Origin of the sequence: Streptomyces sp. NPDC002588, from assembly GCF_040295925.1 — a bacterium.
In the GTDB taxonomy this organism is placed as follows: domain Bacteria; phylum Actinomycetota; class Actinomycetes; order Streptomycetales; family Streptomycetaceae; genus Streptomyces.
Map to the genome: position 1 here is coordinate 175,103 of NZ_JBEOWF010000014.1, position 21,473 is coordinate 196,575.

Genomic DNA, 21,473 nt, shown 5'->3' on the forward strand with positions numbered 1-21,473 from the left:
CGTCAAGATAGAACAGGTTCTAGAAGAAGGGAACGGTCGGTCGTCGGTCACCGTGGGCGCTTCAGCGGTCGAAGTCCACCTCCACCGTCTCCGTCAGCGGATGCGACTGGCACGCCAGCACGTATCCCGCCTCCGTCTCCTCCCGTTCCAGCGCGAAGTTGCGGTCCATGCGCACCTCGCCGGAGACCAGGAAGGCCCGGCAGGTCCCGCACACCCCGCCCTTGCACGCGTAGGGAGCGTCGGGCCGGCCCCGCAGCACGGTCTCCAGGACCGATTCCCCGTCGCGCACCGGCCAGCTGCCGCCGCGGCCGTCCAGCCGGGCCGTCACGGTGGCGTCCGCGGGCGGTGCCGCGGCCGGCGCGGGCGCCGCGCTGTCCACGTGGAAGATCTCCTCATGGATCCGGGACCGGCCGACGCCCAGCTCCCGCAGGGTCCGCTCGGCGCCCTGCACCAGGCCGAACGGCCCGCACAGGAACCAGCCCGCCACGTCCGCCACGGGCAGCAGCGCCGGCAGCAGCGCGGTCAGCCGCTCCCGGTCCAGCCGCCCGGACGGCAGCCCCGCCTGCTGCTCCTCCCGGGAGAGGACGGTGACCAGCTGCAGTCGATCGGGATACCGGTCCTTGAGGTCGGCGACCTCCTCCAGGAACATCGTCGACGCGGCCGTGCGGTCGCCGCGGATCAGACAGAACCGGGCGCCGGGCTCGCGCGCCAGCAGGGTCGAGACGATGGACAGGACCGGGGTGATCCCGCTGCCGCCGACGATCGCCGCGTACAGCCCGGGTGCCGGGGCGAGGGTGAAGCGCCCCGCCGGAGTCATCACCTCCAGCTCGTCCCCGACGGCGATCTCCTTCAGCGCGTACGTCGAGAACGCCCCGCCCTCGACCAGCCGCACGCCCACCCGCAGGGTGCGCGGTCCCTCGCCGGCCGGGTCGGGCGCGGGCGAGCAGATCGAGTAGGTCCGCCGGATCTCGGTGCCGTCGGCCAGGAGCCGCAGGGCGAGGTGCTGGCCGGCCGCGTGCCGGTACTCCTCGCGCAGTTCCCCGGGGACGGTGAGGGTGAGGGCGACGGAGTCGTCGGTGAGCCGGTCCACCGCGGCCACCGGGAGCGGGTGGAAGCGGGCCATCACAACTCCTTGAAGTGGTCGAAGGGTTCACGGCAGGCGAGGCAGCGCCGCAGCGCCTTGCACGCGGTGGACGAGAACCGGCTGAGCAGCTCGGTGTCGGCGGAGCCGCAGTGCGGGCAGCGCACCGGGTCCGGCTCCTCCAGGGTGCGGGCCTCCAGGGTGCGGGTCGGGCCGAGGTCCAGCGACACGGGACCCTTGTCGCGCACCGCGCGCGGTGGCGCTATGCCGAACTCCCGCAGTTTGCGGCGGCCTTCGGCGGTGATGTCGTCGGTCGACCAGGCGGGCGCGAGCACCGTGCGGACGGTGACCTCGCGCATGCCGTGCGCGCGCAGCGCCCGCTCGATGTCCAGGGACATCGCCTCGACGGCCGGGCAGCCGGTGTACGTCGGGGTCAGTTCGACCTCGACGGCGTCCGCCCCGCTCAGGTGCACCGCGCGCAGCACGCCGAGCTCCTGGAGGGTCAGCACCGGCAGTTCGGGGTCGGGGACCGAACCGGCGATCTCGAGGAGTTCCGCCTCCAGCGCGGTGGTGGTCACCATGCCGCCCCCGGATGGCTGCGGTGCAGGTGCTGCATCTCGGCGAGCATCCGTCCGAAGGACTCGGTGTGCAGGCCCTCGCGGCCCGCGCCGGCCGTCCACCCCCCGGACCGAGGTCCTTCGGGGAGCGGCACGGTGGCCCGCCGCAGCACGTCCCCGACGGACTCCAGCCAGGACGCCTCCAGCCCGGCCGGGTCGACGTCCAGCCCGTCCACCGGGCGGAACATCTCGCCGGTGAACCGCCACAGGGCCGCGCACGCCCGCCCGAGCCGCCGGTGGCTCTCCTCGGTGCCGTCGCCGAGCCGCAGGGTCCACTGCTCGGCGTGGTCGCGGTGGTAGGCGACCTCCTTGACCGCCTTGGCGGCGAGACCGGCGAACGGCCCGTCGCCGGCGGCCAGTTCGGCGTACAGCAGATGCTGGTAGGTCGAGAAGTACAGCTGGCGGGCGATGGTGTGCGCGAAGTCGCCGTTGGGCTGCTCGACCAACTGGAGGTTGCGGAAGGCGCGTTCCTCTCGGAGATAGGCCAGTTCGTCCTCGTCGCCGGCCGTCGACAGCAGGATGCGGGCCTGGCCCAGCAGGTCCAGCGCGATGTTGGCGAGGGCGACCTCCTCCTCCAGCACGGGCGCGTGGCCCATCCACTCCCCGAGGCGGTGGGAGAGCACCAGGGCGTCGTCGCCGAGGGCGAGCGCGGCGGTGCCGGTCTGCGCGGTCGTCACACGTGCCGTCACAGGTGCTCAACCCCCTCCGGGATCTCGTAGAACGTGGGGTGCCGGTAGGGCTTGTCGGCCGACGGCTCGAAGAACGGGTCCTTCTCGTCCGGTGAGGAGGCGGTGACCACCGAGGACGGCACGACCCAGATGGAGACGCCCTCGCCGCGCCGGGTGTAGAGGTCGCGGGCGTTGCGCAGGGCGAACTCCGCGTCCGGTGCGTGCAGGCTGCCGGCGTGGGTGTGGGCCAGGCCGCGCCGGGAGCGCACGAAGACCTCCCACAGCGGCCAGTCGGTGTTCGTCATGCCTGTCCCACTTTCCTCTCGCCGGTGTGCTTGGCCGCGTAGGAGGCGGCCGCCTCCCTGACCCACGCGCCCTCGTCGTGCGCCCGCCGGCGCTGGGTGATCCGCTGTTCGTTGCACGGGCCGTTGCCCTTGAGGACCTCCTTGAACTCCGTCCAGTCGATCGGGCCGAAGTCGTGGTGCCCCCGCTGTTCGTTCCACCTGAGGTCCGGGTCGGGCAGGGTGAGGCCGAGGGACTCCGCCTGCGGGACGCAGATGTCGACGAAGCGCTGGCGCAGCTCGTCGTTGGAGTGGCGCTTGATCTTCCAGGCCGTGGACTGCGCGGAGTGCGCGGACTCGTCGTCGGGCGGACCGAACATCATCAGCGACGGCCACCACCAGCGGTCCACGGCGTCCTGAGCCATCGCGTGCTGTTCGGGGGTGCCCCTGCTGAGGGCCAGCAGCAGTTCGTAGCCCTGGCGCTGGTGGAAGGACTCCTCCTTGCAGATGCGGACCATCGCGCGCGCGTACGGGCCGTAGGAGCAGCGGCACAGGGGGACCTGGTTGGTGATCGCGGCGCCGTCCACCAGCCAGCCGATCGCGCCGACGTCCGCCCAGGTCAGGGTCGGGTAGTTGAAGATCGAGGAGTACTTCTGGCGGCCGGTGTGCAGCTTGTCGAGCAGGTCCTCCCGGGATGCGCCCAGGGTCTCGGCCGCGCTGTACAGGTAGAGGCCGTGCCCGGCCTCGTCCTGGACCTTCGCCATCAGGATGGCCTTGCGGCGCAGTGAGGGCGCGCGCGTGATCCAGTTGGCCTCGGGCTGCATGCCGATGATCTCGGAGTGGGCGTGCTGGGCGATCTGGCGCACCAGCGTCGCGCGGTAGGCGTCGGGCATCCAGTCGCGGGGCTCGATGCGCTCTTCGGCGGCCACGGCGGCGTCGAAGGCACGCTGGTACGCCTCGCCGTCCGCCGTCGCGTCCCTTCGCGTGTCGGTCGTCCGGTGCGCGGCTGCTGTCGCCATGCGGTCCCCCTCGATCACTCCCAGATGTCCCGACCGATCGTTCGGTCCGTGCGATTCCATGGTGGGACGGCCGTCGTAAGGTGTCAACCGCTGTGGATAACCGGGGAGGGGCTGCGCCGGACGGGTGGGCCTGAGTACCGTTCGCGATTGCGCGACGCAGCGGGCACGGGGCGACAGCGGCAAGGGAAGACGACCGGAAGCGGGGACGGGCGGAATGGACGCGTACGACGGAGGCTCCGACGCCTCCCTGGCCCAGAGGCCGACGGGGGAACCCCAAGCGGGGCCACCCGGTGACGACGCGCCGCCGCCCGAACCCCGCACCGGCGTGGCGGCACTCTCCCCGCGCTACCAGATAGGCGCCGCCCTGGCGCTGGCCGTCGTGGCGGTCACCGTCTGCGTGCACCTGGGAATGGTCTTCCTGCACGTCGCCCCGTCGAACACGGTCACCAAGGCACACGGCACTGCGATCGACGACTGGGTCTACCCCGAGTTCGAACAGAACTGGAAGCTGTTCGCGCCGAACCCGCTGCAGCAGAACATCGACGTCCAGGTCCGCGCCCAGATCACCGACGCGGACGGCGGCTCGCGCACCACCGGCTGGTACGACCTGTCCGCACAGGACGGCAGGGAGATCGACGGCAACCTGCTGCCCAGCCACACCCAGCAGAACGAGCTGCGGCGCGCCTGGGACTTCTTCACCGGCTCGCACGGCAGCGACAACCGCCGGGTCGGCCTGCGCGGCGCCCTCTCCGAGACCTATCTGCGCCGCATCGTGGTGCTGCGGCTGGACCGCGGCGGCGCGGCCGGCGGCGACGGTGTGATCGAACGGGTCCAGGTCCGCTCCAGCACCACCAACGTGACTCCGCCGAAGTGGAGCGACGAGAAGGTGTCGACGACGCCGGTGTACCGGGTGCTGCCCTGGTGGGCCGTGCCGGACGGCGAGGCAGAGGGAGGCGTGCGGTGAACCGCTTCACCCTGACGGTGTCCGCCGCGATAGCCCGGGTCACCGAGGCGGCGCACGGCCCGTACCAGAGCGCCCTGGTCCGGATCGGCTTCAGCGCGACCTGGCTGCTGTTCCTGCTGCGTGAACTGCCCCACCGCGAGGAGCTCTACGGCCCCGACGGCCCCTGGAACTCGGTCCTGGCCCGGCAGCTGATCGGCACCAACGGCGCCTTCACGGCGCTGATGTGGTCGGACGGGCGGGTGTGGTTCGAGGCCGTGTACCTGCTCGCCGTGCTGGCGAGCGCGCTGCTGCTGGTGGGCTGGCGCACCCGCACCATGTCGGTGCTGTTCATGGTCGGTGTGCTGTCCTTGCAGAACCGCAGCGTCTTCATGGGGGACGGCGGCGACAACGTCCTGCACCTGATGGCGATCTACCTGGTCTTCACGCGCTGCGGCCAGGTGTGGTCGCTCGACGCGCGCCGGGCGGCACGCGCGCGTGGGGAGCGGGTCGCCGACCGGGTCGGGCCCGCCCTGTGGCTCGTCTCCGGGGTCGCGCTGACCATCGTGACGGTGGCGGGCCGGTTCCACAGCGCCTGGACGATTCCGGCGCTGTTGTGGGCGGTGTGGGTCGCGCAGGCCCTGTGGTGGGCGGTGGGACGCCGTACCAAGTCCGCCGAGCCGCGGATCCTGCTCGACGTCATCGGCAACATCCTGCACAACGCCGCACTGCTCGTGATCATGGCCGAGGCCTGTCTGATCTACTCGACGGCCGGCTGGTACAAGATCCAGGGCTCGCGCTGGCAGGACGGCACCGCCGTCTACTACCCCCTGCAGCTGGACTACTTCTCCCCCTGGCCCGAGCTCGGCCACCTGCTGGCCACCAGCGGCACCCTGGTCATGCTCGCGACCTACGGCACGGTGATCGTGCAGGTCGCCTTCCCCTTCACGCTGTTCAATCGACGGGTGAAGAACGTACTGCTGGTGGCGATGATGACCGAGCACGCGGTGATCGCCGTGGTGCTCGGACTGCCGTTCTTCTCGCTGGCGATGATCGCGACGGACGCGGTCTTCCTGCCGACCTCGTTCCTGCGCCGGCTGGGCGGCTGGACGGCACGCGCGCGTGCGCTGGTGTTCTCCGCCGACGGCCGCACCCCGGTGCCGGAGCAGCGGGCCCCGGAGAATCCCGAGCCCAGCCACGTAGGCTCCGCGCCATGACCGACCCGCTGAGCCGCTGGCACCGCCTCGCCGACTCGCATGTGCTGCTCGACGGCTTCCACGCCCTCAAGCACGCCGTGCGCTTCGGCGCCGAGGTCCCGGTGGCGGTCACCGCCGACCGGGCGGCGGCACTCGCCCTCGCCGACGAGCTGGCCCCCGACGTGCGCCAGAGCCTGGCCGCCCTCCTGACGGAGGTGCCGGAGACGACGTACGCCGCGCTCGTGCCCCGCCCGCATCCCACGGCCGTGGCCGCCCTGGCCGTACGGCCCTCCCGGGCGGACCGGCTGGCGAGGCTGGCGCACACCCCCCGCACCGCGCCGGTCGTGGTCCTCGACAACCCGCGCAACCTGGGCAACGCGGGGGCCGTGATCCGGCTGGCGGCCGGTTTCGGGGCGACCGGCGTGATCACCACGGGCACGCTCGACCCCTGGCATCCGACGGTGGTGCGCGGCGGCGCGGGACTGCACTTCGCGACCGCCGTCGAGCGGCTGGACGTGCCGGACCTGCCGGCAGGCCCGGTGTTCGCGCTCGACGCGGAGGGCGCCGACCTGCGGGGCGTGAAGCTCCCGGACGACGCCCTGCTGGCCTTCGGCTCGGAGCGCAGCGGGCTCTCCGCCGGGCTGCGCGCGCGGGCCGACCACCTGCTGTCCCTGCCGATGCGCCCCCAGGTCTCCAGCTACAACCTCGCGACCAGCGTGGCGATGACGCTGTACCACTGGAGCGCACAGGGCTTCTGACCCGACTGGAGTCTTAGGAGTCCCGGCGGACCTCCACCACCCGGAAGCGGTTCGCCACGAACGCGCCGTCGCACAGCGCGGCGTTCGCCGCCGGGTTGCCGCCCGAGCCGTGGAAGTCGGAGAAGGCGGCCGTCTGGTTGACGTACACCCCGCCGGTGAGGTTCAGGGAGAGCTGGGCGGCCTCCTCGAAGCAGACCTCCTCGACCTCCCGCTCGACCTCGGCGTCCGTCGTGTACGCGCCGACCGTCATCGCGCCCTTCTCGCGCACCGTGCGCCGCAGCAGGGCGAGGGCGTCGGCCGGCGAGTCGACGGCGACCGCGAAGGAGACCGGGCCGAAGCACTCGCTCAGGTAGGCCGCCTCGTCGTCGGCTCCCTCCCAGTACTTCCGCGCGCCGTCCAGCTTGACGATCACCGGGGTGCGCACGACCGCGTCCGGGAACTCCGGGTTGGTCACCTCGCGGGAGGCGAGAGCGACCTCGCCGAGGCCCGCGGCCGCCTCCAGGCGGGCCTTGACGTCCGGGTTGACGATCGCGCCCAGCAGCGCGTTCGCGCGCGCGTCGTCGCCGAGCAGGCCGTCGACGGAGCGGGCGAGGTCGGCGACCACCTCGTCGTAGGTCTTCGGGCCCTGGTCGGTGCGGATGCCGTCGCGGGGGATCAGCAGGTTCTGCGGGGTGGTGCACATCTGGCCGCTGTAGAGGGACAGCGAGAACGCCAGGTTGGCGAGCATGCCCTTGTAGTCGGCGGTCGACTCCACCAGGACCGTGTTGACGCCGGCCTTCTCCGTGTAGACCTGCGCCTGGCGGGCGTTGGTCTCCAGCCAGTCGCCGAAGGCGGTCGAGCCCGTGTAGTCGACGATCCTGACCTCGGGGCGGGTCGCCAGGGCCTTGGCGATGCCCTCGCCGGGCCGTTCGGCGGCGAGCGCCACCAGGTTCGGGTCGAAGCCGGCCGACGCGAGCGCCTCGCGCGCGACGCCCACCGTCAGCGCGAGCGGCAGCACCGCGCGCGGGTGCGGCTTGACCAGGACCGCGTTGCCGGTGGCGAGGGACGCGAACAGGCCCGGATAGCCGTTCCACGTCGGGAAGGTGTTGCAGCCGATCAGCAGGGCGATGCCGCGGGGGACGGGGGTGAAGCTCTTGGTCATCGTGAGCGGGTCCCGCTTGCCCTGGGGCTTGCTCCACTCCGCCGCGGCGGGCGTGCGGACCTGCTCCGCGTACGCGTACGCCACCGCCTCCAGACCGCGGTCCTGGGCGTGCGGGCCGCCGGCCTGGAACGCCATCATGAACGCCTGGCCGGAGGTGTGCATGACCGCGTGCGCGAACTCGTGCGTCCGGTCGCTGATCCGCTTGAGGATCTCCAGACAGACCAGCGCGCGGACCTCCGGGCCCGCGTCCCGCCAGGCGCGCTGTCCGGCTTTCATGGCGGGCAGCAGCACGTCCACGTCCGCGTGCGGGTACGTGACGCCGAGTTCGATGCCGTACGGCGAGACCTCACCGCCCACCCAGTCGTCCGTGCCGGGCTGGCCGAGGTCGAGCCGGGTGCCGAGGACGGCGTCGAAGGCGGCCTTGCCGGCCGCGGCGTCCAGGCTGCCGGACTCCCCGTAGGCCTTGGGGTGCTCCGGGTGCGGGGACCAGTACGCGCGGGTGCGGATCGCTTCCAGGGCCTGGTCGAGGGTGGGCCGGTGCTGGGCGATCAGGTCGTGCGCGGACAGTTCGGCGGTGGCCATGCGGGACCAACTCCTCGTGGTGAGAACTCTTCTTCGAGCCCGTGACCTGGCGGAAACCTGGGCAGGAACGGCCAGTCAGGGCTAGAGTAACCGAACGATCGGTCGGGACAAGGGGGCCTGCCGCATCTGTGGAAAACCCCGTGCGGGAGGATCGCGCACATGACAGCACTCGACCTCAGCAGCCCCGTGGCCGTCGTCGGCACCGGCACCATGGGCCAGGGCATCGCCCAGGTCGCGTTGGTCGCGGGCCACCTCGTACGGCTGTATGACGCCGTCCCCGGCCGGGCCCGGGAAGCGGCCGCCGCGATCGGCGAGCGCCTCGACCGGCTCGTCGGGAAGAACCGTCTCGCCGCCGCCGACCGCGACGCCGCACGCGCCCGTCTGCTGCCCGCCGAGAGCCTCGCCGACCTCGCGGACTGCAGCCTGGTCGTCGAGGCCGTCCTCGAGCAGCTGGATGCCAAGCAGGACCTGTTCCGCCGGCTGGAGGACGTGGTCGGCGAGGACTGTCTGCTCGCCACCAACACCTCGTCCCTGTCGGTGACCGCCATCGGCGGTGCCCTGCGCAGCCCGGGCCGCCTGGTGGGCCTGCACTTCTTCAACCCCGCGCCGCTGCTGCCGCTGGTCGAGGTCGTCTCCGGGTACGCCACCGACGTCACGTCGGCCACGCGCGCGTACGAGACCGCACGCTCCTGGGGCAAGACCCCCGTGGCCTGCGCCGACACCCCCGGCTTCATCGTCAACCGCATCGCGCGGCCCTTCTACGCCGAGGCGTTCGCCGTCTACGAGGCGCAGGGCGCCGACCCGGCCACCATCGACGCGGTGCTGCGCGAGTCCGGCGGCTTCCGGATGGGCGCGTTCGAGCTGACCGACCTGATCGGGCAGGACGTCAACGAGTCGGTGACGCACTCCGTGTGGCAGGCCTTCTTCCAGGACGTGCGCTTCACCCCCTCGCTCGCCCAGCGACGCCTGGTCGAGTCCGGCCGCCTGGGCCGCAAGACCGGCCAGGGCTGGTACGACTATCCCGATGAGACCGGTGACGCCGAGCGGGACGAGCCGCACACCGCGGAGAAGCAGCAGGCGCCCGCCTACGTCGTCGCCGAGGGCGACCTGGGCCCCGCCTGCGAACTCCTGGCGCTGATCCGCGAGGCGGGCATCCAGGTCCGCGACGACGAGGAGGACCACGGCACCCGCCTGGTGCTGCCCGGCGGCGGCCAGCTCGCCCTGGCCGACGGCCAGACCTCCGTGGAGTTCCGCGACGTCGTCTACTTCGACCTCGCCCTGGACTACCGCAAGGCCACCCGGATCGCCCTGTCCGCCTCCCAGGACACCTCGCAGCAGACCCTCGCCGAGGCGATCGGCCTGTTCCAGGCGCTCGGCAAGGACGTCAGCGTCATCGGCGACGTCCCCGGCATGATCGTCGCCCGCACGGTCGCCCGGATCGTCGACCTCGCGCACGACGCCGTCGCCAAGGGCGTCGCCACCGAGGAGGACATCGACACCGCGATGCGCCTCGGCGTGAACTACCCCCTCGGTCCCTTCGAATGGAGCCGCCGCCTGGGCCGTATGTGGGCCTTCTCCCTCCTCGACGACCTGCACGAGCGCGACCCTTCCGGCCGCTACGCGCCGTCCCTCGCGCTCTACCGGCACTCCTTCGCCACCGAGAAGCGGGAGGGCGCCTCGTGACCACCGTCAAACGCGACACGTACACCCCGGAGACCCTGCTCTCCGTCGCCGTCCAGGTCTTCAACGAGCGCGGCTACGACGGCACCTCCATGGAGCACCTCTCCAAGGCGGCCGGCATCTCCAAGTCGTCGATCTACCACCATGTCGCCGGCAAGGAGGAACTGCTGCGCAGGGCGGTCAGCCGCGCCCTGGACGGCCTGTTCGGGATCCTCGACGAGGAGCACGCGTGCGTGGGGCGGTCCGTCGAGCGCCTGGAGTACGTCGTGCGGCGGATGGTCGAGGTGCTCATCGGCGAACTGCCCTATGTGACGCTGCTGCTGCGCGTTCGCGGCAACACCGACACCGAGCGGTGGGCCCTGGAGCGCCGCCGCGACTTCGACCACCGGGTGGCCGAACTGCTGAAGGCGGCCGCCGCCGACGGGGACGTCCGCCCGGACGTGGAGGTGCGGCTCGCCACCCGGCTGGTCTTCGGCATGATCAACTCGATCGTGGAGTGGTACCGCCCGGGCGGCCGAGGAATGGCGGAGGACGACGTGGCCGAAGCGGTGGCGCGGCTGGTCTTCGGCGGCCTGCGCACGGTCTAGGGGGCTCACCCCTGCGGCTCGAGGTCCTCCTCCTCGAACACCAGCAGCGTGCGGGTGCTGAGCACCTCGGGGATCTCCTGGAGCCGGGTGAGCACCACCTCGCGCAGCGCCCGGTTGTCGGGCGTGTGCACCAGGAGCAGCACATCGAAATCGCCCCCGACCAAGGCGATGTGGGAGGCGCCGGGCAGCTGTCTGAGCTGCTCGCGCACGGTACGCCAGGAGTTCTGCACGATCTTCAGCGTGATGTACGCGCTCGTGCCCTGCCCCGCGCGCTCATGGTTCACCCGGGCGCCGAAGCCGCGGATCACCCCGTCCTCGACGAGCCGGTTGATCCGGGCGTAGGCGTTGGCGCGGGAGACGTGCACCCGCTCGGCGACGGACCGTATCGAGGCACGGCCGTCGGCCTGGAGCATCTGCAGGATGTCCCGGTCGATCGCGTCGAGCGGACGCGGCGGCGGCAGTGCGGCACCGCTCTGCGGCCCTTCGGACAGCGTCGGCACCGCACTGCCCTCCGGGCCCTCGGCCATTTGTTCAGGTGCCACGTGGCCCCGCCTCTCCGCCGTGGACGTACTGCGTCCATCTCAAGCTGTGGAGAACCGTTTGTCCACAGCCTCGGGGGGCCAGTAGCCAAATTGTGCCGACGACCGAACAATCGGTAGGTGAGACGGGTCACAGAATGCCCCGCCTCCCACACCGCTCCCACGAGGAGGTGCCGTCATGACGGTCATGGAGCAGCGGGGCGCCTACCGGCCGACCCCGCCGCCCGCCTGGCAGCCCCGCAGCGACCCCGCGCCGCTGCTGCCCGATGCCCAGCCCTACCGCGTTCTCGGCACCGAGAAGGCCGCGCAGGCCGACCCGCAGCTGCTGCTGCGGCTGTACGCGCAACTGGTGCTCGGCCGCCGCTACAACACCCAGGCCACCGCCCTCACCAAACAGGGCCGGCTCGCCGTCTACCCCTCCAGCACCGGCCAGGAGGCATGCGAGGTCGCCGCCGCACTGGCGCTCGAGGACCGTGACTGGCTCTTCCCCAGCTACCGCGACACCCTCGCGGTCGTCGCCCGCGGCGTGGACCCGGTGGCGGCGCTCACGCTGCTGCGCGGCGACTGGCACACCGGCTACGACCCCCACGAACACCGCGTGGCCCCCCTGTGCACCCCGCTCGCCACCCAGCTCCCGCACGCGGTGGGCCTCGCCCACGCCGCCCGCCTCAAGGGCGACGACGTGGTGGCGCTCGCCCTGGTCGGCGACGGCGGCACCAGCGAGGGCGACTTCCACGAGGCGCTGAACTTCGCCGCGGTCTGGCAGGCCCCGGTCGTCTTCCTCGTCCAGAACAACGGCTTCGCGATCTCCGTGCCGCTCGCCAAGCAGACCGCCGCACCCTCCCTCGCCCACAAGGCCGTCGGCTACGGCATGCCCGGCCGCCTGGTCGACGGCAACGACGCGGCCGCCGTGCACGAGGTCCTCGGCGACGCCGTACGCCGTGCGCGCGAGGGCGGCGGCCCCACCCTCGTCGAGGCCGTCACGTACCGCATCGAGGCCCACACCAACGCCGACGACGCCACCCGCTACCGCGGCGACGCGGAGGTCGAGACCTGGCGCGAGCACGACCCAGTCCTGCTCATCGAACGCGAGCTCACCGCGCGCGGGCTGCTCGACGAGGACGTCAGGCGGGCCGCGCGGGACGCCGCCGAGGCGATGGCCGCCGACCTGCGCGCCCGTATGAACGAGGACCCGGTGCTCGACCCCATGGACCTCTTCGCCCACGTGTACGCCGAGGACACGCCCCACCTGCGCGAACAGCGCGCCCTGCTGCGCGCTGAACTCGACGCGGAACGGGACGACCCGGAAGGCGGCCACCGATGACGACGGTCGCCCTCAAGCCCGCGACCATGGCGCAGGCCCTCACGCGCGCCATGCGGGACGCGATGGCCGCCGACCCGGCCGTGCACGTCCTGGGTGAGGACGTGGGCACCCTCGGCGGCGTCTTCCGGGTCACCGACGGGCTCGCGAAGGAGTTCGGCGAGGACCGCTGCACCGACACCCCGCTCGCCGAGGCCGGCATCCTGGGCACCGCCGTCGGCATGGCCATGTACGGTCTGCGCCCGGTCGTCGAGATGCAGTTCGACGCGTTCGCCTACCCGGCGTTCGAGCAGCTGATCTCGCACGTGTCCCGCATGCGCAACCGCACGCGGGGCGCGATGCCGCTCCCGCTCACCATCCGGGTCCCCTACGGGGGCGGCATCGGCGGCGTCGAGCACCACAGCGACTCGTCCGAGGCGTACTACATGGCGACTCCGGGGCTCCATGTCGTCACGCCCGCCACGGTCGCCGACGCCTACGGCCTGTTGCGCGCCGCCATCGCCTCCGACGACCCGGTCGTCTTCCTCGAACCCAAGCGCCTGTACTGGTCGAAGGACGCCTGGAACCCGCAGGAGCCGACGCCTGTCGAACCGATCGGCCGTGCGGTGGTCCGCCGCCCCGGCCACAGCGCCACCCTCATCACGTACGGTCCGTCCGTGCCGGTCTGCCTCGAGGCCGCGGAGGCCGCACGCGCCGAGGGCTGGGACCTCGAGGTCGTCGACCTGCGGTCCCTGGTGCCCTTCGACGACGAGACGGTCGCCGCGTCCGTACGGCGCACCGGCAGGGCGGTCGTCGTCCACGAGTCGGGCTCCTTCGGCGGTCCCGGCGCGGAGATCGCGGCCAGGGTCACGGAACGCTGCTTCCACCACCTGGAGGCACCGGTGCTGCGCGTCGCCGGCTTCGACATCCCCTACCCGCCGCCGATGCTGGAGCGGCATCACCTGCCCGGCGTCGACCGTGTCCTGGACGTCGTGGCACGGCTGCAGTGGGAAGCGGGGGACTGATGGCACAGGTGCTGGAGTTCAAGCTCCCCGACCTCGGCGAGGGACTCACCGAGGCGGAGATCGTGCGCTGGCTGGTCCAGGTCGGAGACGTGGTCGCCGTCGACCAGCCCGTCGTCGAGGTCGAGACGGCCAAGGCGATGGTGGAGGTGCCCTGCCCCTACGGTGGTGTGGTCACCGCCCGCTTCGGCGAGGAGGGCGCCGAACTGCCCGTGGGCGCCCCGCTGATCACGGTCGCGGTCGGTCCCCCGGCCTCCGGCGACGAGGCGGAGAGCTCGGGGAACGTGCTGGTGGGATACGGCACCTCGCAGGCGCCTGCCCGCAGGCGCCGGGTACGGCAGGCTCCGGCCGGCCCCGTCGTGCAGGCGAGCGCTCCGCCGGTGACGGGCGGGCCCGTGCCCGTCATCTCGCCCCTGGTGCGCCGCCTCGCCCGGGAGAACGGCCTCGATCTGCGCGAACTCCGGGGCTCGGGCCCCGAAGGACTGATCCTGCGCGCGGACGTGGAGAACGCGCTGCGGACACCCGCACCCGAGCCGGCGCCCGTGGCCCTTCCGGCCGACGGCAACCGCATCCCCCTCAAGGGCGTCCGGGGCGCCGTCGCCGACAAGCTCTCCCGCAGCCGTCGCGAGATCCCCGACGCGACCTGCTGGGTGGACGCCGACGCGACCGAGCTCATGCGCGCCCGCACCGCCATGAACGCACCGGGCCGCCCGAAGATCTCCCTGCTCGCGCTGCTGGCCCGGATCTGCACCGCCGCCCTGGCCCGGTTCCCCGACCTCAACTCCACCGTCGACCTCGAGGCCAGGGAGATCGTCCGCTTCGAGCAGGTGCACCTCGGCTTCGCCGCACAGACCGAGCGGGGACTCGTCGTGCCCGTCGTCCGCGACGCGCACGCCCGGGGCGCCGAGGGGCTCACCGCGGAGTTCGCCAGGCTCACCGAGGCCGCCCGGGCCGGCCGCCTCACCCCCGCGGAGCTGACCGGCGGGACCTTCACGCTCAACAACTACGGAGTGTTCGGCGTCGACGGCTCCACGCCGATCATCAACCACCCGGAGGCGGCCATGCTCGGCGTCGGCCGGATCGTCCCCAGGCCCTGGGTGCACGAGGGCGAGCTGGCCGTCCGCCAGGTCGTCCAGCTCTCGCTGACCTTCGACCACCGGGTGTGCGACGGCGGCACGGCCGGGGGATTCCTGCGGTACGTCGCGGACTGCGTCGAACAGCCGGCGGTGCTGCTGCGCACACTGTGACCCCGTGTCCGCTCCCGGGTTCCCCATGGCCGGGGGTGCCCTCACCCCCACGGCGGCCCGCATACTCGGGGGATGACCTCCAACGAGCCCGGCGGCACCACCGGCGCGTACGACGCCGTGGTGCTCGCCGGCGGAGGCGCCCGGCGGCTCGGCGGTGCGGACAAGCCCGGGGTGCGGGTCGGCGGGCGCCCGCTGCTCGACCGGGTGCTGGGCGCCTGCGCCGACGCGCGGACGACGGTCGTCGTCGCGGACCCCAGGACCACCGCCCGTCCGGTGCGCTGGGCGCGTGAGGACCCGCCCGGCGCGGGCCCCGTCGCCGCGCTCGACGCCGGACTGCGCCCCACCACGGCCGACGACGTCCTCGTCCTCTCCGCCGACCTGCCCTTCCTCGCGCCCGGCACGGTACGGCGCCTCCTGGGCGCCCTGCGGGCCGGCCGCGCCGAAGGCGCGCTGCTCACCGACGCCGACGGCCGCGACCAGCCACTCGTCGCCGCCTATCGCACGGCCGCCCTGCGCCGGGAGCTGGGGCTGCTCGGCGCGGCTCACGGCACTCTCGCCGGGCTGCCGCTGCGCCGGCTGACCGCCGGGCTCGACCTCACCCGCGTCCCCGACCCCGTCGCCGCCTTCGACTGCGACACCTGGGACGACATCGCCGCCGCCAGAGCACGTATCAGGGAGCATGGGCACGTGTTGGATGAATGGATTTCCGCAGTCAAGGACGAACTGGGCATCGACCTCGATGTCGACACCGGCGTCCTCCTCGACCTCGCCCGCGACGCCGCGCACGGGGTCGCCCGGCCCGCGGCGCCGCTGACGACCTTCCTGGTCGGCTACGCGGCCGCACAGACCCAGGGAGGACCCGAGGCCGTCGCCGAGGCCGCCCGCAAGGCAGCCGCCCTCGCCCTGCGCTGGGCCGCGGAGGCCGAGCAGGAGGCCGAGGCCAAGCCCGGCGACGCCACGGGACCGGACGCCGGATGACCGCCCGCGGCACCCGGGGCGGCCAGGACACCGGGATTCGCGATGACGAGACCTGCGACGACGAGGAACTCGATGTCGAGGAGGTGCTCGCCCTGGTGAACGACGGCAAGTCCCCCACCCGGGACGCGAACGGCCCGGCCGGGAAGGACGCGTCCCGTCCCTCCCGTGCGCCGGAGGACCGGAACGACCGGCCCGGCCGCTCCCGGGCCACCCCCTGGCCCGAGGCCCGCACGATCGCGGGCCGGGCCGCCCGCCCCCGGGCGGCCCGCCGCGCCCCCGTCTCGGTGACCCTCGGAGACGCCCTGGGACACGTCCTCGCCGCCCCTCTGACCGCCCTCACCGACCTGCCCTCCTTCGACACGTCCGCCATGGACGGCTGGGCGGTCGCGGGCCCCGGCCCCTGGCGCGTCCGGGACGAGGGCGTGCTGGCCGGGAGCGCCGCGCCAGGCCCTCTCGCCGACGGAGAGGCCGCCCGGATCGCCACCGGCGCCCGCATCCCCCCGGACACCACCGCGGTACTGCGCAGCGAGCACGGCCGCATCGACGCACAGGACCGGCTCCACCCCGTCCGGGACATGAGCCACGGCCAGGACATCCGCCCACGTGGCCAGGAGTGCCGTAGCGGCGACCAGCTGCTGCCCTCCGGTGCGATGGTGACCCCGGCCGTCCTCGGACTCGCCGCCGCCGCCGGGTACGACACGCTGGCCGTCGTCCCGCGCCCCCGGGTCGAGGTGTTCGTCCTGGGTGACGAACTGCTCACCGAGGGCCGTCCGCACGACGGGCTCATCCGGGACGCGCTCGGCCCGATGCTGCCGCCGTGGCTGCGGGCCCTGGGCGCCGAGGTCACGGCCGTGCGCCGGCTCGGCGACGACGCGGAGGCTCTGCACCGGGCCGTCACGGCCTCCACCGCCGACCTGGTCGTGACCACCGGCGGGACCGCCTCGGGTCCCGTCGACCACGTCCACCCCGTGCTGCGCCGCGTCGGGGCCGAACTCCTCGTCGACGGCGTCCAGGTACGTCCCGGTCACCCCATGCTGCTGGCCCGCATCCGGGAGGACCAGCACCTCGTCGGACTGCCCGGCAACCCCCTCGCGGCCGTCTCCGGGCTGCTCACGCTTGCCGAACCGCTGCTGGGCACCCTGGCCGCCCGACCGGCCCCCGAGCCGTACACGCTGCCCCTGAGGGAGGCGGCGCACGGGCATCCCTCCGACACCCGGCTCGTCCCGGTGGTGCTGCGGGGTGACCACGCCGTGCCGTTGCACTACAACGGGCCGGCCATGCTGCGGGGCGTCGCGGCGGCCGACGCGCTGGCCGTCGTACCGCCTGGCGGTGTCCGGGCGGGTCAGGAGACGGAACTCCTCGACCTGCCGTGGGCTTCGGCCGGGGTCGCGGCCTGTTTCACGTGAAACAGGCCGTTCGCGCGAAACATCCCCGGTTTCACGTGAAACATCGTCCGTCTGCCCGGTGAATCGCCGTCACGCCCGCTCGGGGGCCCGCGCCGTGGCCCGGCGGACCGTGATCACGCGGTCCCCCTGCTGGAGCCGCTCGAGCCGGGGATCGGTGTAGTCGAGCAGCTGCCTGTCCCGCACCACGGCCACGACCAGGTCCTTGGAGCTGCGGGGCGGCTGTCCCGCCTCCTTCTCGGTGACGGAACGCTCGACGAGGTCCAGCCCGCTGCCCAGGGTCATCAGGTCCTCCAGGGTCTTCGCCACGGTCGGGCTGACCATGGAGACACCGAGCAGCCGGCCCGCGGACGAGGAACTGGTGACCACGGTGTCCGCGCCGGACTGCTTGAGCAGCGGCACGTTCTCGTCCTCCCGGGCGGCGACGACGATCGTGGCCCGAGGGTTCAGCTGGCGGGCGGTGAGGGTGACCAGGGCGGCCGTGTCGTCGCGCTGCGAGGCGACGATCACCCGGGAGGCATGCTGGACCTCGGCCCGCCGCAGCACCTCGCTGCGGGTGGCGTCCCCGATCACCGTCACCAGCCCGTCGTCGCCGGCCAGGTCGGCGGCCTTGTGCTGTACGTCGACGATCACGATCCGGTTCCTGGTGATGCCCTGCCCCACGAGGGTCTGCACGGCGTGCCGGCCCTTCGTGCCGTAGCCGACGACCACGACATGATCGCGGGTGCGCATTCGCCAGCGGTGGATGCGGACCTGCTGGCGGGTGCGGTCGGTGAGCACCTCCAGGGTGGTGCCGACCAGGATGATCAGGAACAGCACCCGCAGCGGGGTGATGACGAGGATGTTGACCAGCCGTGCGGTGTCGCTGACGGGGGTGATGTCGCCGTAGCCGGTGGTGGAGAGCGTGACGGTGGCGTAGTAGGCGGCGTCCAGGAAGTCGACGGAGCCGTCGGAGTTGTCGTTGTAGCCGTCGTGGTCGGCGTAGACGATCAGCGTGGTCAGGGCCAGTACCAGCAGGCCGAGGGCGAGCCGGCGCAGCACCTGCTGGAGCGGTGGCACGCCGGCGCTCACGGGCATCGTGATGGAGCGTCCCGCCTCGGCGTCGTCCCGCGCCTCGGTCCGGGAGCGGTACCAGAGGGATCTGAAGAGGGAGAGCCGCACCGGCCGGGCGGAATGTCGTTCCTGGTCCTTCATCGCGTGCCCCCTGTGGTCGCGGTCCGATCGATGGGCACCATGGTTCCCGGCGGGTTCGCGCCCGTCGTGAAGCAACACGTCCGGCGAGCCACGCCTGTTGCGACCTGTTCCCGATCCCGGAGGTCCCCTTGCGCGACCACATTGTCGTCGTCGGCTTCGGCACGAAGGGGCGGTCCGCGATCCGGACGGTGTGCGTGTCGGGGGTGCGCAAGGACCGGGTCGTGGTGATCGACCCCAGCGCGAAGGCGATCGACGCGGCCACCGCCGAGGGCTACGAGGGCGTGGTCGGCGACGCCACCCGCAGTGACGTGCTGCGGCGGGCGGAGGTGCAGCGGGCGGGGCGGATCATCATCGCGACCCAGCGCGACGACACGGCCGTCCTGGTGGCGCTGACGGCACGCCAGCTCAACCCCGAGGCGAAGATCGTGGCCGCGGTGCGGGAGGAGGAGAACGCGCCGCTGCTCAGGCAGTCCGGCGCCGACCAGGTCATCACCAGCGCCGGAGCGGCCGGCCGGCTGCTGGGGCTCTCCGTGCTCAGCCCGTCGGCCGGCTTGGTCATGGAGGACCTCATACAGCAGGGCAGCGGCCTGGACCTGGTCGAGCGGACCGTCACCAAGGCGGAGGCGGGCCGCGGCCCGCGCGACATGACCGACCTGGTGGTCAGTGTCGTACGCGGGCACCGGGTTCTCCCCTACGACGATCCCGCCATCGGCGTCCTGGAACCGACGGACCGGCTGATCACGATCGTCCGCGTCGGCTGAGTCACCTGCGGCATGCCGATTTCCCCGGCGGATCCCGGCCCGGGGTGGAGGGGTAGCGTCGCCCTCATGCATGCGATCACGATTCCTGAACCTGGTGGTCCCGAGGCGCTGGTCTGGGACGAGGTCCCCGATCCCGTACCCGGCGAGGGCGAGGTCCTGGTCGAGGTGGTGGCCAGCGCCGTCAACCGTGCCGACATCCTGCAGAGGCAGGGCTTCTACAACCCGCCGCCCGGCGCCTCCCCCTACCCCGGCCTGGAGTGCTCCGGACGGGTGATCGCGCTGGGGACCGGCGTCTCCGGCTGGGCTGTCGGGGACGAGGTGTGCGCGCTGCTCTCGGGCGGCGGCTACGCCGAGAAGGTCGCGGTGCCGGCCGGCCAGCTGCTGCCCGTGCCGGACGGGACCGACCTCCGGCGGGCGGCCGCGCTGCCCGAGGTGACCTGCACGGTGTGGTCGAACGTCTTCATGATCGCCCACCTGCGACCCGGTGAGACGCTGCTCGTGCACGGCGGCTCCAGCGGCATCGGCACCATGGCGATCCAGCTCGCCAGGGCGGCCGGAGCGCGGATCGCCGTCACCGCGGGCACGAAGGAGAAGCTGGACCAGTGCGCCGAACTCGGCGCCGACATCCTGATCAACTACCGCGACCAGGACTTCGTCGCAGAGCTGAAGGCGGCCACCGGCGGCGCGGGCGCCGACGTCATCCTCGACAACATGGGCGCGAAGTACCTGGACCGCAACGTCCAGAGCCTCGCCGTCAACGGACGACTCGCGATCATCGGCATGCAGGGCGGCATCAAGGGCGAGCTGAACATCGGTGCGCTCCTGGGCAAGCGCGGCGCCATCAGCGCGACCTCGTTGCGGGCCCGCCCGCTGGAGGAGAAGGCGGCCATCGTCGCGGCCGTACGCGAACATGTCTGGCCGCTGATCGCGGACGGCCACATCCGCCCCGTCGTCGACCGCGAACTCCCGATGAGCGAAGCGGCCGCAGCGCACCGGATCCTCGAGGACAGCGGTCACGTCGGCAAGGTGCTGCTCGTCGCACCCTGAGCTCTCCCGGAGAGCCGACGGTTCAGGACCGCCGCAGCCGCAGGGCGGCGAGGCCGAGGGCGAGGCCCAGCCCGATGAGGACCAGTCCGCTGCCCAGCGGCAGGATCCGCAGCACCGGCCCGTCGGCCCGCTCGCCCGGCGCTGCGGCCTGCCGCAGCCCGTCCTGCGGCGCCTCGGACCCCTCCGGTGCGACGCCGGCGGGCGACTCGGAGCCGTCCCCCGCGTCGGTCCCCGTGTCGCTCTCCGCGTCCGGATCGGCATCGCCGTCGGGCGTCGACTCGGCGTCGGGATCGCCGGTGGCCTCGGAGTCGTCCTCGCCCACCCCCTCCCCGCCCGTGCCGTCGCCGGTGTCCTCGTCCTCGGCGTGCTCGTCGCGGTCCTCGTCCGGGCGTCCCGGCCGTGCCCGCCCCTCACCGGCCCGGCTCCCGGCGCGCTCGGGCTCGGAGGGAGATGGGGAGGGGGACGGAGCGGCCGACGCCGACATGGCGGCGTTCGCCGGCCCGGCGGCGTAGGCCGGGCCGCACCCGGGCAGGACCACCGCCGCTCCCACCCCCACCGCGCACAACCCCCGCCGCCATGGAGTCACGCTCGCTCCCTCCTCCCGGGTCCGGTCGCCGACGGAACAAGAAGTCGACGATTCAGGGAACAAGATTCACATTCGCCTCATCAACCCGCATTCCGGACTGCTCCGCGCGGGATCCGGGCAGGATCCGGGCGAGATCCCGGCAGGATCCGGGCGGGAAACTGTGGATCACCTTCCCTGGGGGGCTCCACGGTGATGAGGTGGGGCAGTGCGAGAGAATGGCGGCATGGAGATGCCGAGGAACGAAAGGTCGCCGGAGACCGCCCAGAAGATCCTGGTCGTGGGCCAGGACGGCATGGCACTCGGTGGCGTGGACGCGGACGAGGACTCCCGTGAGATCCCGGTGACGGAGCAGGTCGAGCAGCCGGCGAAGGTCATGCGGATCGGCAGCATGATCAAGCAGCTGCTGGAGGAGGTGCGCGCGGCCCCCCTGGACGAGGCGAGCCGGGCCCGGCTCAAGGAGATCCACTCAAGCTCGGTGAAGGAGCTGGAGGACGGTCTCGCGCCGGAGCTCGTCGAGGAACTGGAGCGGCTCTCACTGCCCTTCAACGAGGAGTCGACGCCCAGCGACGCGGAACTGCGGATCGCCCAGGCCCAGTTGGTCGGCTGGCTGGAGGGCCTGTTCCACGGCATCCAGACCACGCTGTTCGCGCAGCAGATGGCCGCGCGTGCCCAGCTGGAGCAGATGCGCCGCGCGCTGCCGCCGGGGGTGGGGGGCCACGAGGGCGGTGACGACCCGCGCGCGGGCGGCCGGACGGGCGGGCCGTACCTCTAGTCGGTTGCCTTCGGGTGACCCGGGTACCGGGCGTCGACAACGCTCGTGATCAGTACACCCAGGACCGACCACGC

General features: G+C 72.8%; 21 protein-coding genes and 1 pseudogene. 13 read left to right on the forward strand and 9 right to left on the reverse strand.

Annotation, left to right across the window (positions count from 1 at the left end; genetic code table 11):
• Window positions 1-61 precede the first annotated feature (61 nt).
• Genes ABT057_RS18395 through paaA form a run of 5 tightly spaced genes read right to left on the reverse strand, consistent with a single transcriptional unit; the run spans window position 62 to window position 3,666 of the window.
• Window positions 62-1,123, reverse strand: coding sequence for a 2Fe-2S iron-sulfur cluster-binding protein (locus tag ABT057_RS18395; protein ID WP_352344097.1), 1,062 nt, complete (start codon window positions 1,121-1,123; stop codon window positions 62-64).
• A complete protein-coding gene (gene paaD, locus ABT057_RS18400; protein ID WP_352344098.1) occupies window positions 1,123-1,662 on the reverse strand; it encodes a 1,2-phenylacetyl-CoA epoxidase subunit PaaD in 540 nt (179 codons plus the stop codon). Before paaD ends, ABT057_RS18395 begins: the two co-directional genes overlap by 1 nt.
• Window positions 1,656-2,387 (reverse strand): 1,2-phenylacetyl-CoA epoxidase subunit PaaC, encoded by a 732-nt coding sequence (gene paaC / locus ABT057_RS18405; protein WP_352344099.1) that lies wholly within the window; start codon window positions 2,385-2,387, stop codon window positions 1,656-1,658. Before paaC ends, paaD begins: the two co-directional genes overlap by 7 nt.
• The gene (gene paaB / locus ABT057_RS18410; RefSeq protein ID WP_352344100.1) at window positions 2,384-2,671 is read right to left on the reverse strand and encodes a 1,2-phenylacetyl-CoA epoxidase subunit PaaB; all 288 of its coding nucleotides are present in this window, start codon (window positions 2,669-2,671) and stop codon (window positions 2,384-2,386) included. The genes paaC and paaB overlap by 4 nt, the downstream gene beginning before the upstream one ends.
• A complete protein-coding gene (gene paaA / locus ABT057_RS18415; RefSeq protein WP_352344101.1) occupies window positions 2,668-3,666 on the reverse strand; it encodes a 1,2-phenylacetyl-CoA epoxidase subunit PaaA in 999 nt (332 codons plus the stop codon). Before paaA ends, paaB begins: the two co-directional genes overlap by 4 nt.
• A gap of 214 nt (window positions 3,667-3,880) precedes the next feature.
• Between paaA and ABT057_RS18420 the strand changes: the two genes are divergently transcribed.
• From ABT057_RS18420 to ABT057_RS18430, 3 genes are read left to right on the forward strand one after another with little or no spacing between them, the layout of a single operon-like run.
• Window positions 3,881-4,630, forward strand: a complete 750-nt coding sequence (locus tag ABT057_RS18420; RefSeq protein WP_352344102.1) for a DUF5819 family protein — start codon at window positions 3,881-3,883, stop codon at window positions 4,628-4,630.
• Window positions 4,627-5,823 carry an HTTM domain-containing protein gene (locus tag ABT057_RS18425; protein WP_352344103.1) on the forward strand — a complete coding sequence of 399 codons (1,197 nt, stop codon included), beginning with the start codon at window positions 4,627-4,629 and terminating at the stop codon, window positions 5,821-5,823. Before ABT057_RS18420 ends, ABT057_RS18425 begins: the two co-directional genes overlap by 4 nt.
• Window positions 5,820-6,560, forward strand: a complete 741-nt coding sequence (locus ABT057_RS18430; protein ID WP_352344104.1) for a TrmH family RNA methyltransferase — start codon at window positions 5,820-5,822, stop codon at window positions 6,558-6,560. Before ABT057_RS18425 ends, ABT057_RS18430 begins: the two co-directional genes overlap by 4 nt.
• A 13-nt stretch (window positions 6,561-6,573) precedes the next feature.
• On the opposite strand, the gene paaN is transcribed toward ABT057_RS18430, so the two are convergent.
• Window positions 6,574-8,283 (reverse strand): phenylacetic acid degradation protein PaaN, encoded by a 1,710-nt coding sequence (gene paaN, locus ABT057_RS18435; protein WP_352344105.1) that lies wholly within the window; start codon window positions 8,281-8,283, stop codon window positions 6,574-6,576.
• 159 nt (window positions 8,284-8,442) lie between these two features.
• On the opposite strand from paaN, the gene ABT057_RS18440 reads away from it, so the two are divergent.
• Window positions 8,443-9,966, forward strand: coding sequence for a 3-hydroxyacyl-CoA dehydrogenase (locus ABT057_RS18440; RefSeq protein WP_352344106.1), 1,524 nt, complete (start codon window positions 8,443-8,445; stop codon window positions 9,964-9,966).
• A complete protein-coding gene (locus ABT057_RS18445) occupies window positions 9,963-10,550 on the forward strand; it encodes a TetR/AcrR family transcriptional regulator (protein WP_352344107.1) in 588 nt (195 codons plus the stop codon). Before ABT057_RS18440 ends, ABT057_RS18445 begins: the two co-directional genes overlap by 4 nt.
• A gap of 5 nt (window positions 10,551-10,555) precedes the next feature.
• On the opposite strand, the gene ABT057_RS18450 is transcribed toward ABT057_RS18445, so the two are convergent.
• A complete protein-coding gene (locus ABT057_RS18450) occupies window positions 10,556-11,077 on the reverse strand; it encodes an Lrp/AsnC family transcriptional regulator (RefSeq protein ID WP_502973937.1) in 522 nt (173 codons plus the stop codon).
• A 190-nt stretch (window positions 11,078-11,267) separates the two neighbouring features.
• On the opposite strand from ABT057_RS18450, the gene pdhA reads away from it, so the two are divergent.
• The 5 genes from pdhA (at window position 11,268) to ABT057_RS18475 (ending at window position 17,042) form a co-directional block, all read left to right on the forward strand.
• Window positions 11,268-12,413 carry a pyruvate dehydrogenase (acetyl-transferring) E1 component subunit alpha gene (gene pdhA, locus ABT057_RS18455; protein WP_352344108.1) on the forward strand — a complete coding sequence of 382 codons (1,146 nt, stop codon included), beginning with the start codon at window positions 11,268-11,270 and terminating at the stop codon, window positions 12,411-12,413.
• Complete coding sequence (locus ABT057_RS18460) at window positions 12,410-13,414, forward strand: alpha-ketoacid dehydrogenase subunit beta (RefSeq protein ID WP_352344109.1); 1,005 nt, start codon at window positions 12,410-12,412, stop codon at window positions 13,412-13,414. The genes pdhA and ABT057_RS18460 overlap by 4 nt, the downstream gene beginning before the upstream one ends.
• On the forward strand, window positions 13,414-14,658 hold the full coding sequence (locus ABT057_RS18465) for a dihydrolipoamide acetyltransferase family protein (RefSeq protein WP_352344110.1): 1,245 nt from the start codon (window positions 13,414-13,416) through the stop codon (window positions 14,656-14,658). The genes ABT057_RS18460 and ABT057_RS18465 overlap by 1 nt, the downstream gene beginning before the upstream one ends.
• A 72-nt stretch (window positions 14,659-14,730) precedes the next feature.
• The gene (locus ABT057_RS18470; protein WP_352344111.1) at window positions 14,731-15,636 is read left to right on the forward strand and encodes an NTP transferase domain-containing protein; all 906 of its coding nucleotides are present in this window, start codon (window positions 14,731-14,733) and stop codon (window positions 15,634-15,636) included.
• A complete protein-coding gene (locus ABT057_RS18475; protein ID WP_352344112.1) occupies window positions 15,633-17,042 on the forward strand; it encodes a molybdopterin molybdotransferase MoeA in 1,410 nt (469 codons plus the stop codon). Before ABT057_RS18470 ends, ABT057_RS18475 begins: the two co-directional genes overlap by 4 nt.
• Before the next feature lie 69 nt (window positions 17,043-17,111).
• On the opposite strand, the gene ABT057_RS18480 is transcribed toward ABT057_RS18475, so the two are convergent.
• Window positions 17,112-18,233 carry a potassium channel family protein gene (locus ABT057_RS18480; protein WP_352344113.1) on the reverse strand — a complete coding sequence of 374 codons (1,122 nt, stop codon included), beginning with the start codon at window positions 18,231-18,233 and terminating at the stop codon, window positions 17,112-17,114.
• A gap of 128 nt (window positions 18,234-18,361) precedes the next feature.
• Here ABT057_RS18480 and ABT057_RS18485 point away from each other — a divergent pair.
• Both ABT057_RS18485 and ABT057_RS18490 read left to right on the forward strand, forming a co-directional pair.
• Window positions 18,362-18,994 (forward strand): annotated as a pseudogene (locus tag ABT057_RS18485) (potassium channel family protein); the annotation flags it as partial.
• Between the two features lie 66 nt (window positions 18,995-19,060).
• The gene (locus ABT057_RS18490) at window positions 19,061-20,041 is read left to right on the forward strand and encodes an NAD(P)H-quinone oxidoreductase (RefSeq protein ID WP_352344114.1); all 981 of its coding nucleotides are present in this window, start codon (window positions 19,061-19,063) and stop codon (window positions 20,039-20,041) included.
• A 22-nt stretch (window positions 20,042-20,063) separates the two neighbouring features.
• On the opposite strand, the gene ABT057_RS18495 is transcribed toward ABT057_RS18490, so the two are convergent.
• Window positions 20,064-20,627 (reverse strand): hypothetical protein, encoded by a 564-nt coding sequence (locus ABT057_RS18495; protein WP_352344115.1) that lies wholly within the window; start codon window positions 20,625-20,627, stop codon window positions 20,064-20,066.
• A 223-nt stretch (window positions 20,628-20,850) separates the two neighbouring features.
• Between ABT057_RS18495 and ABT057_RS18500 the strand changes: the two genes are divergently transcribed.
• Window positions 20,851-21,399 carry a bacterial proteasome activator family protein gene (locus tag ABT057_RS18500; RefSeq protein WP_352344116.1) on the forward strand — a complete coding sequence of 183 codons (549 nt, stop codon included), beginning with the start codon at window positions 20,851-20,853 and terminating at the stop codon, window positions 21,397-21,399.
• Window positions 21,400-21,473 lie beyond the last annotated feature (74 nt).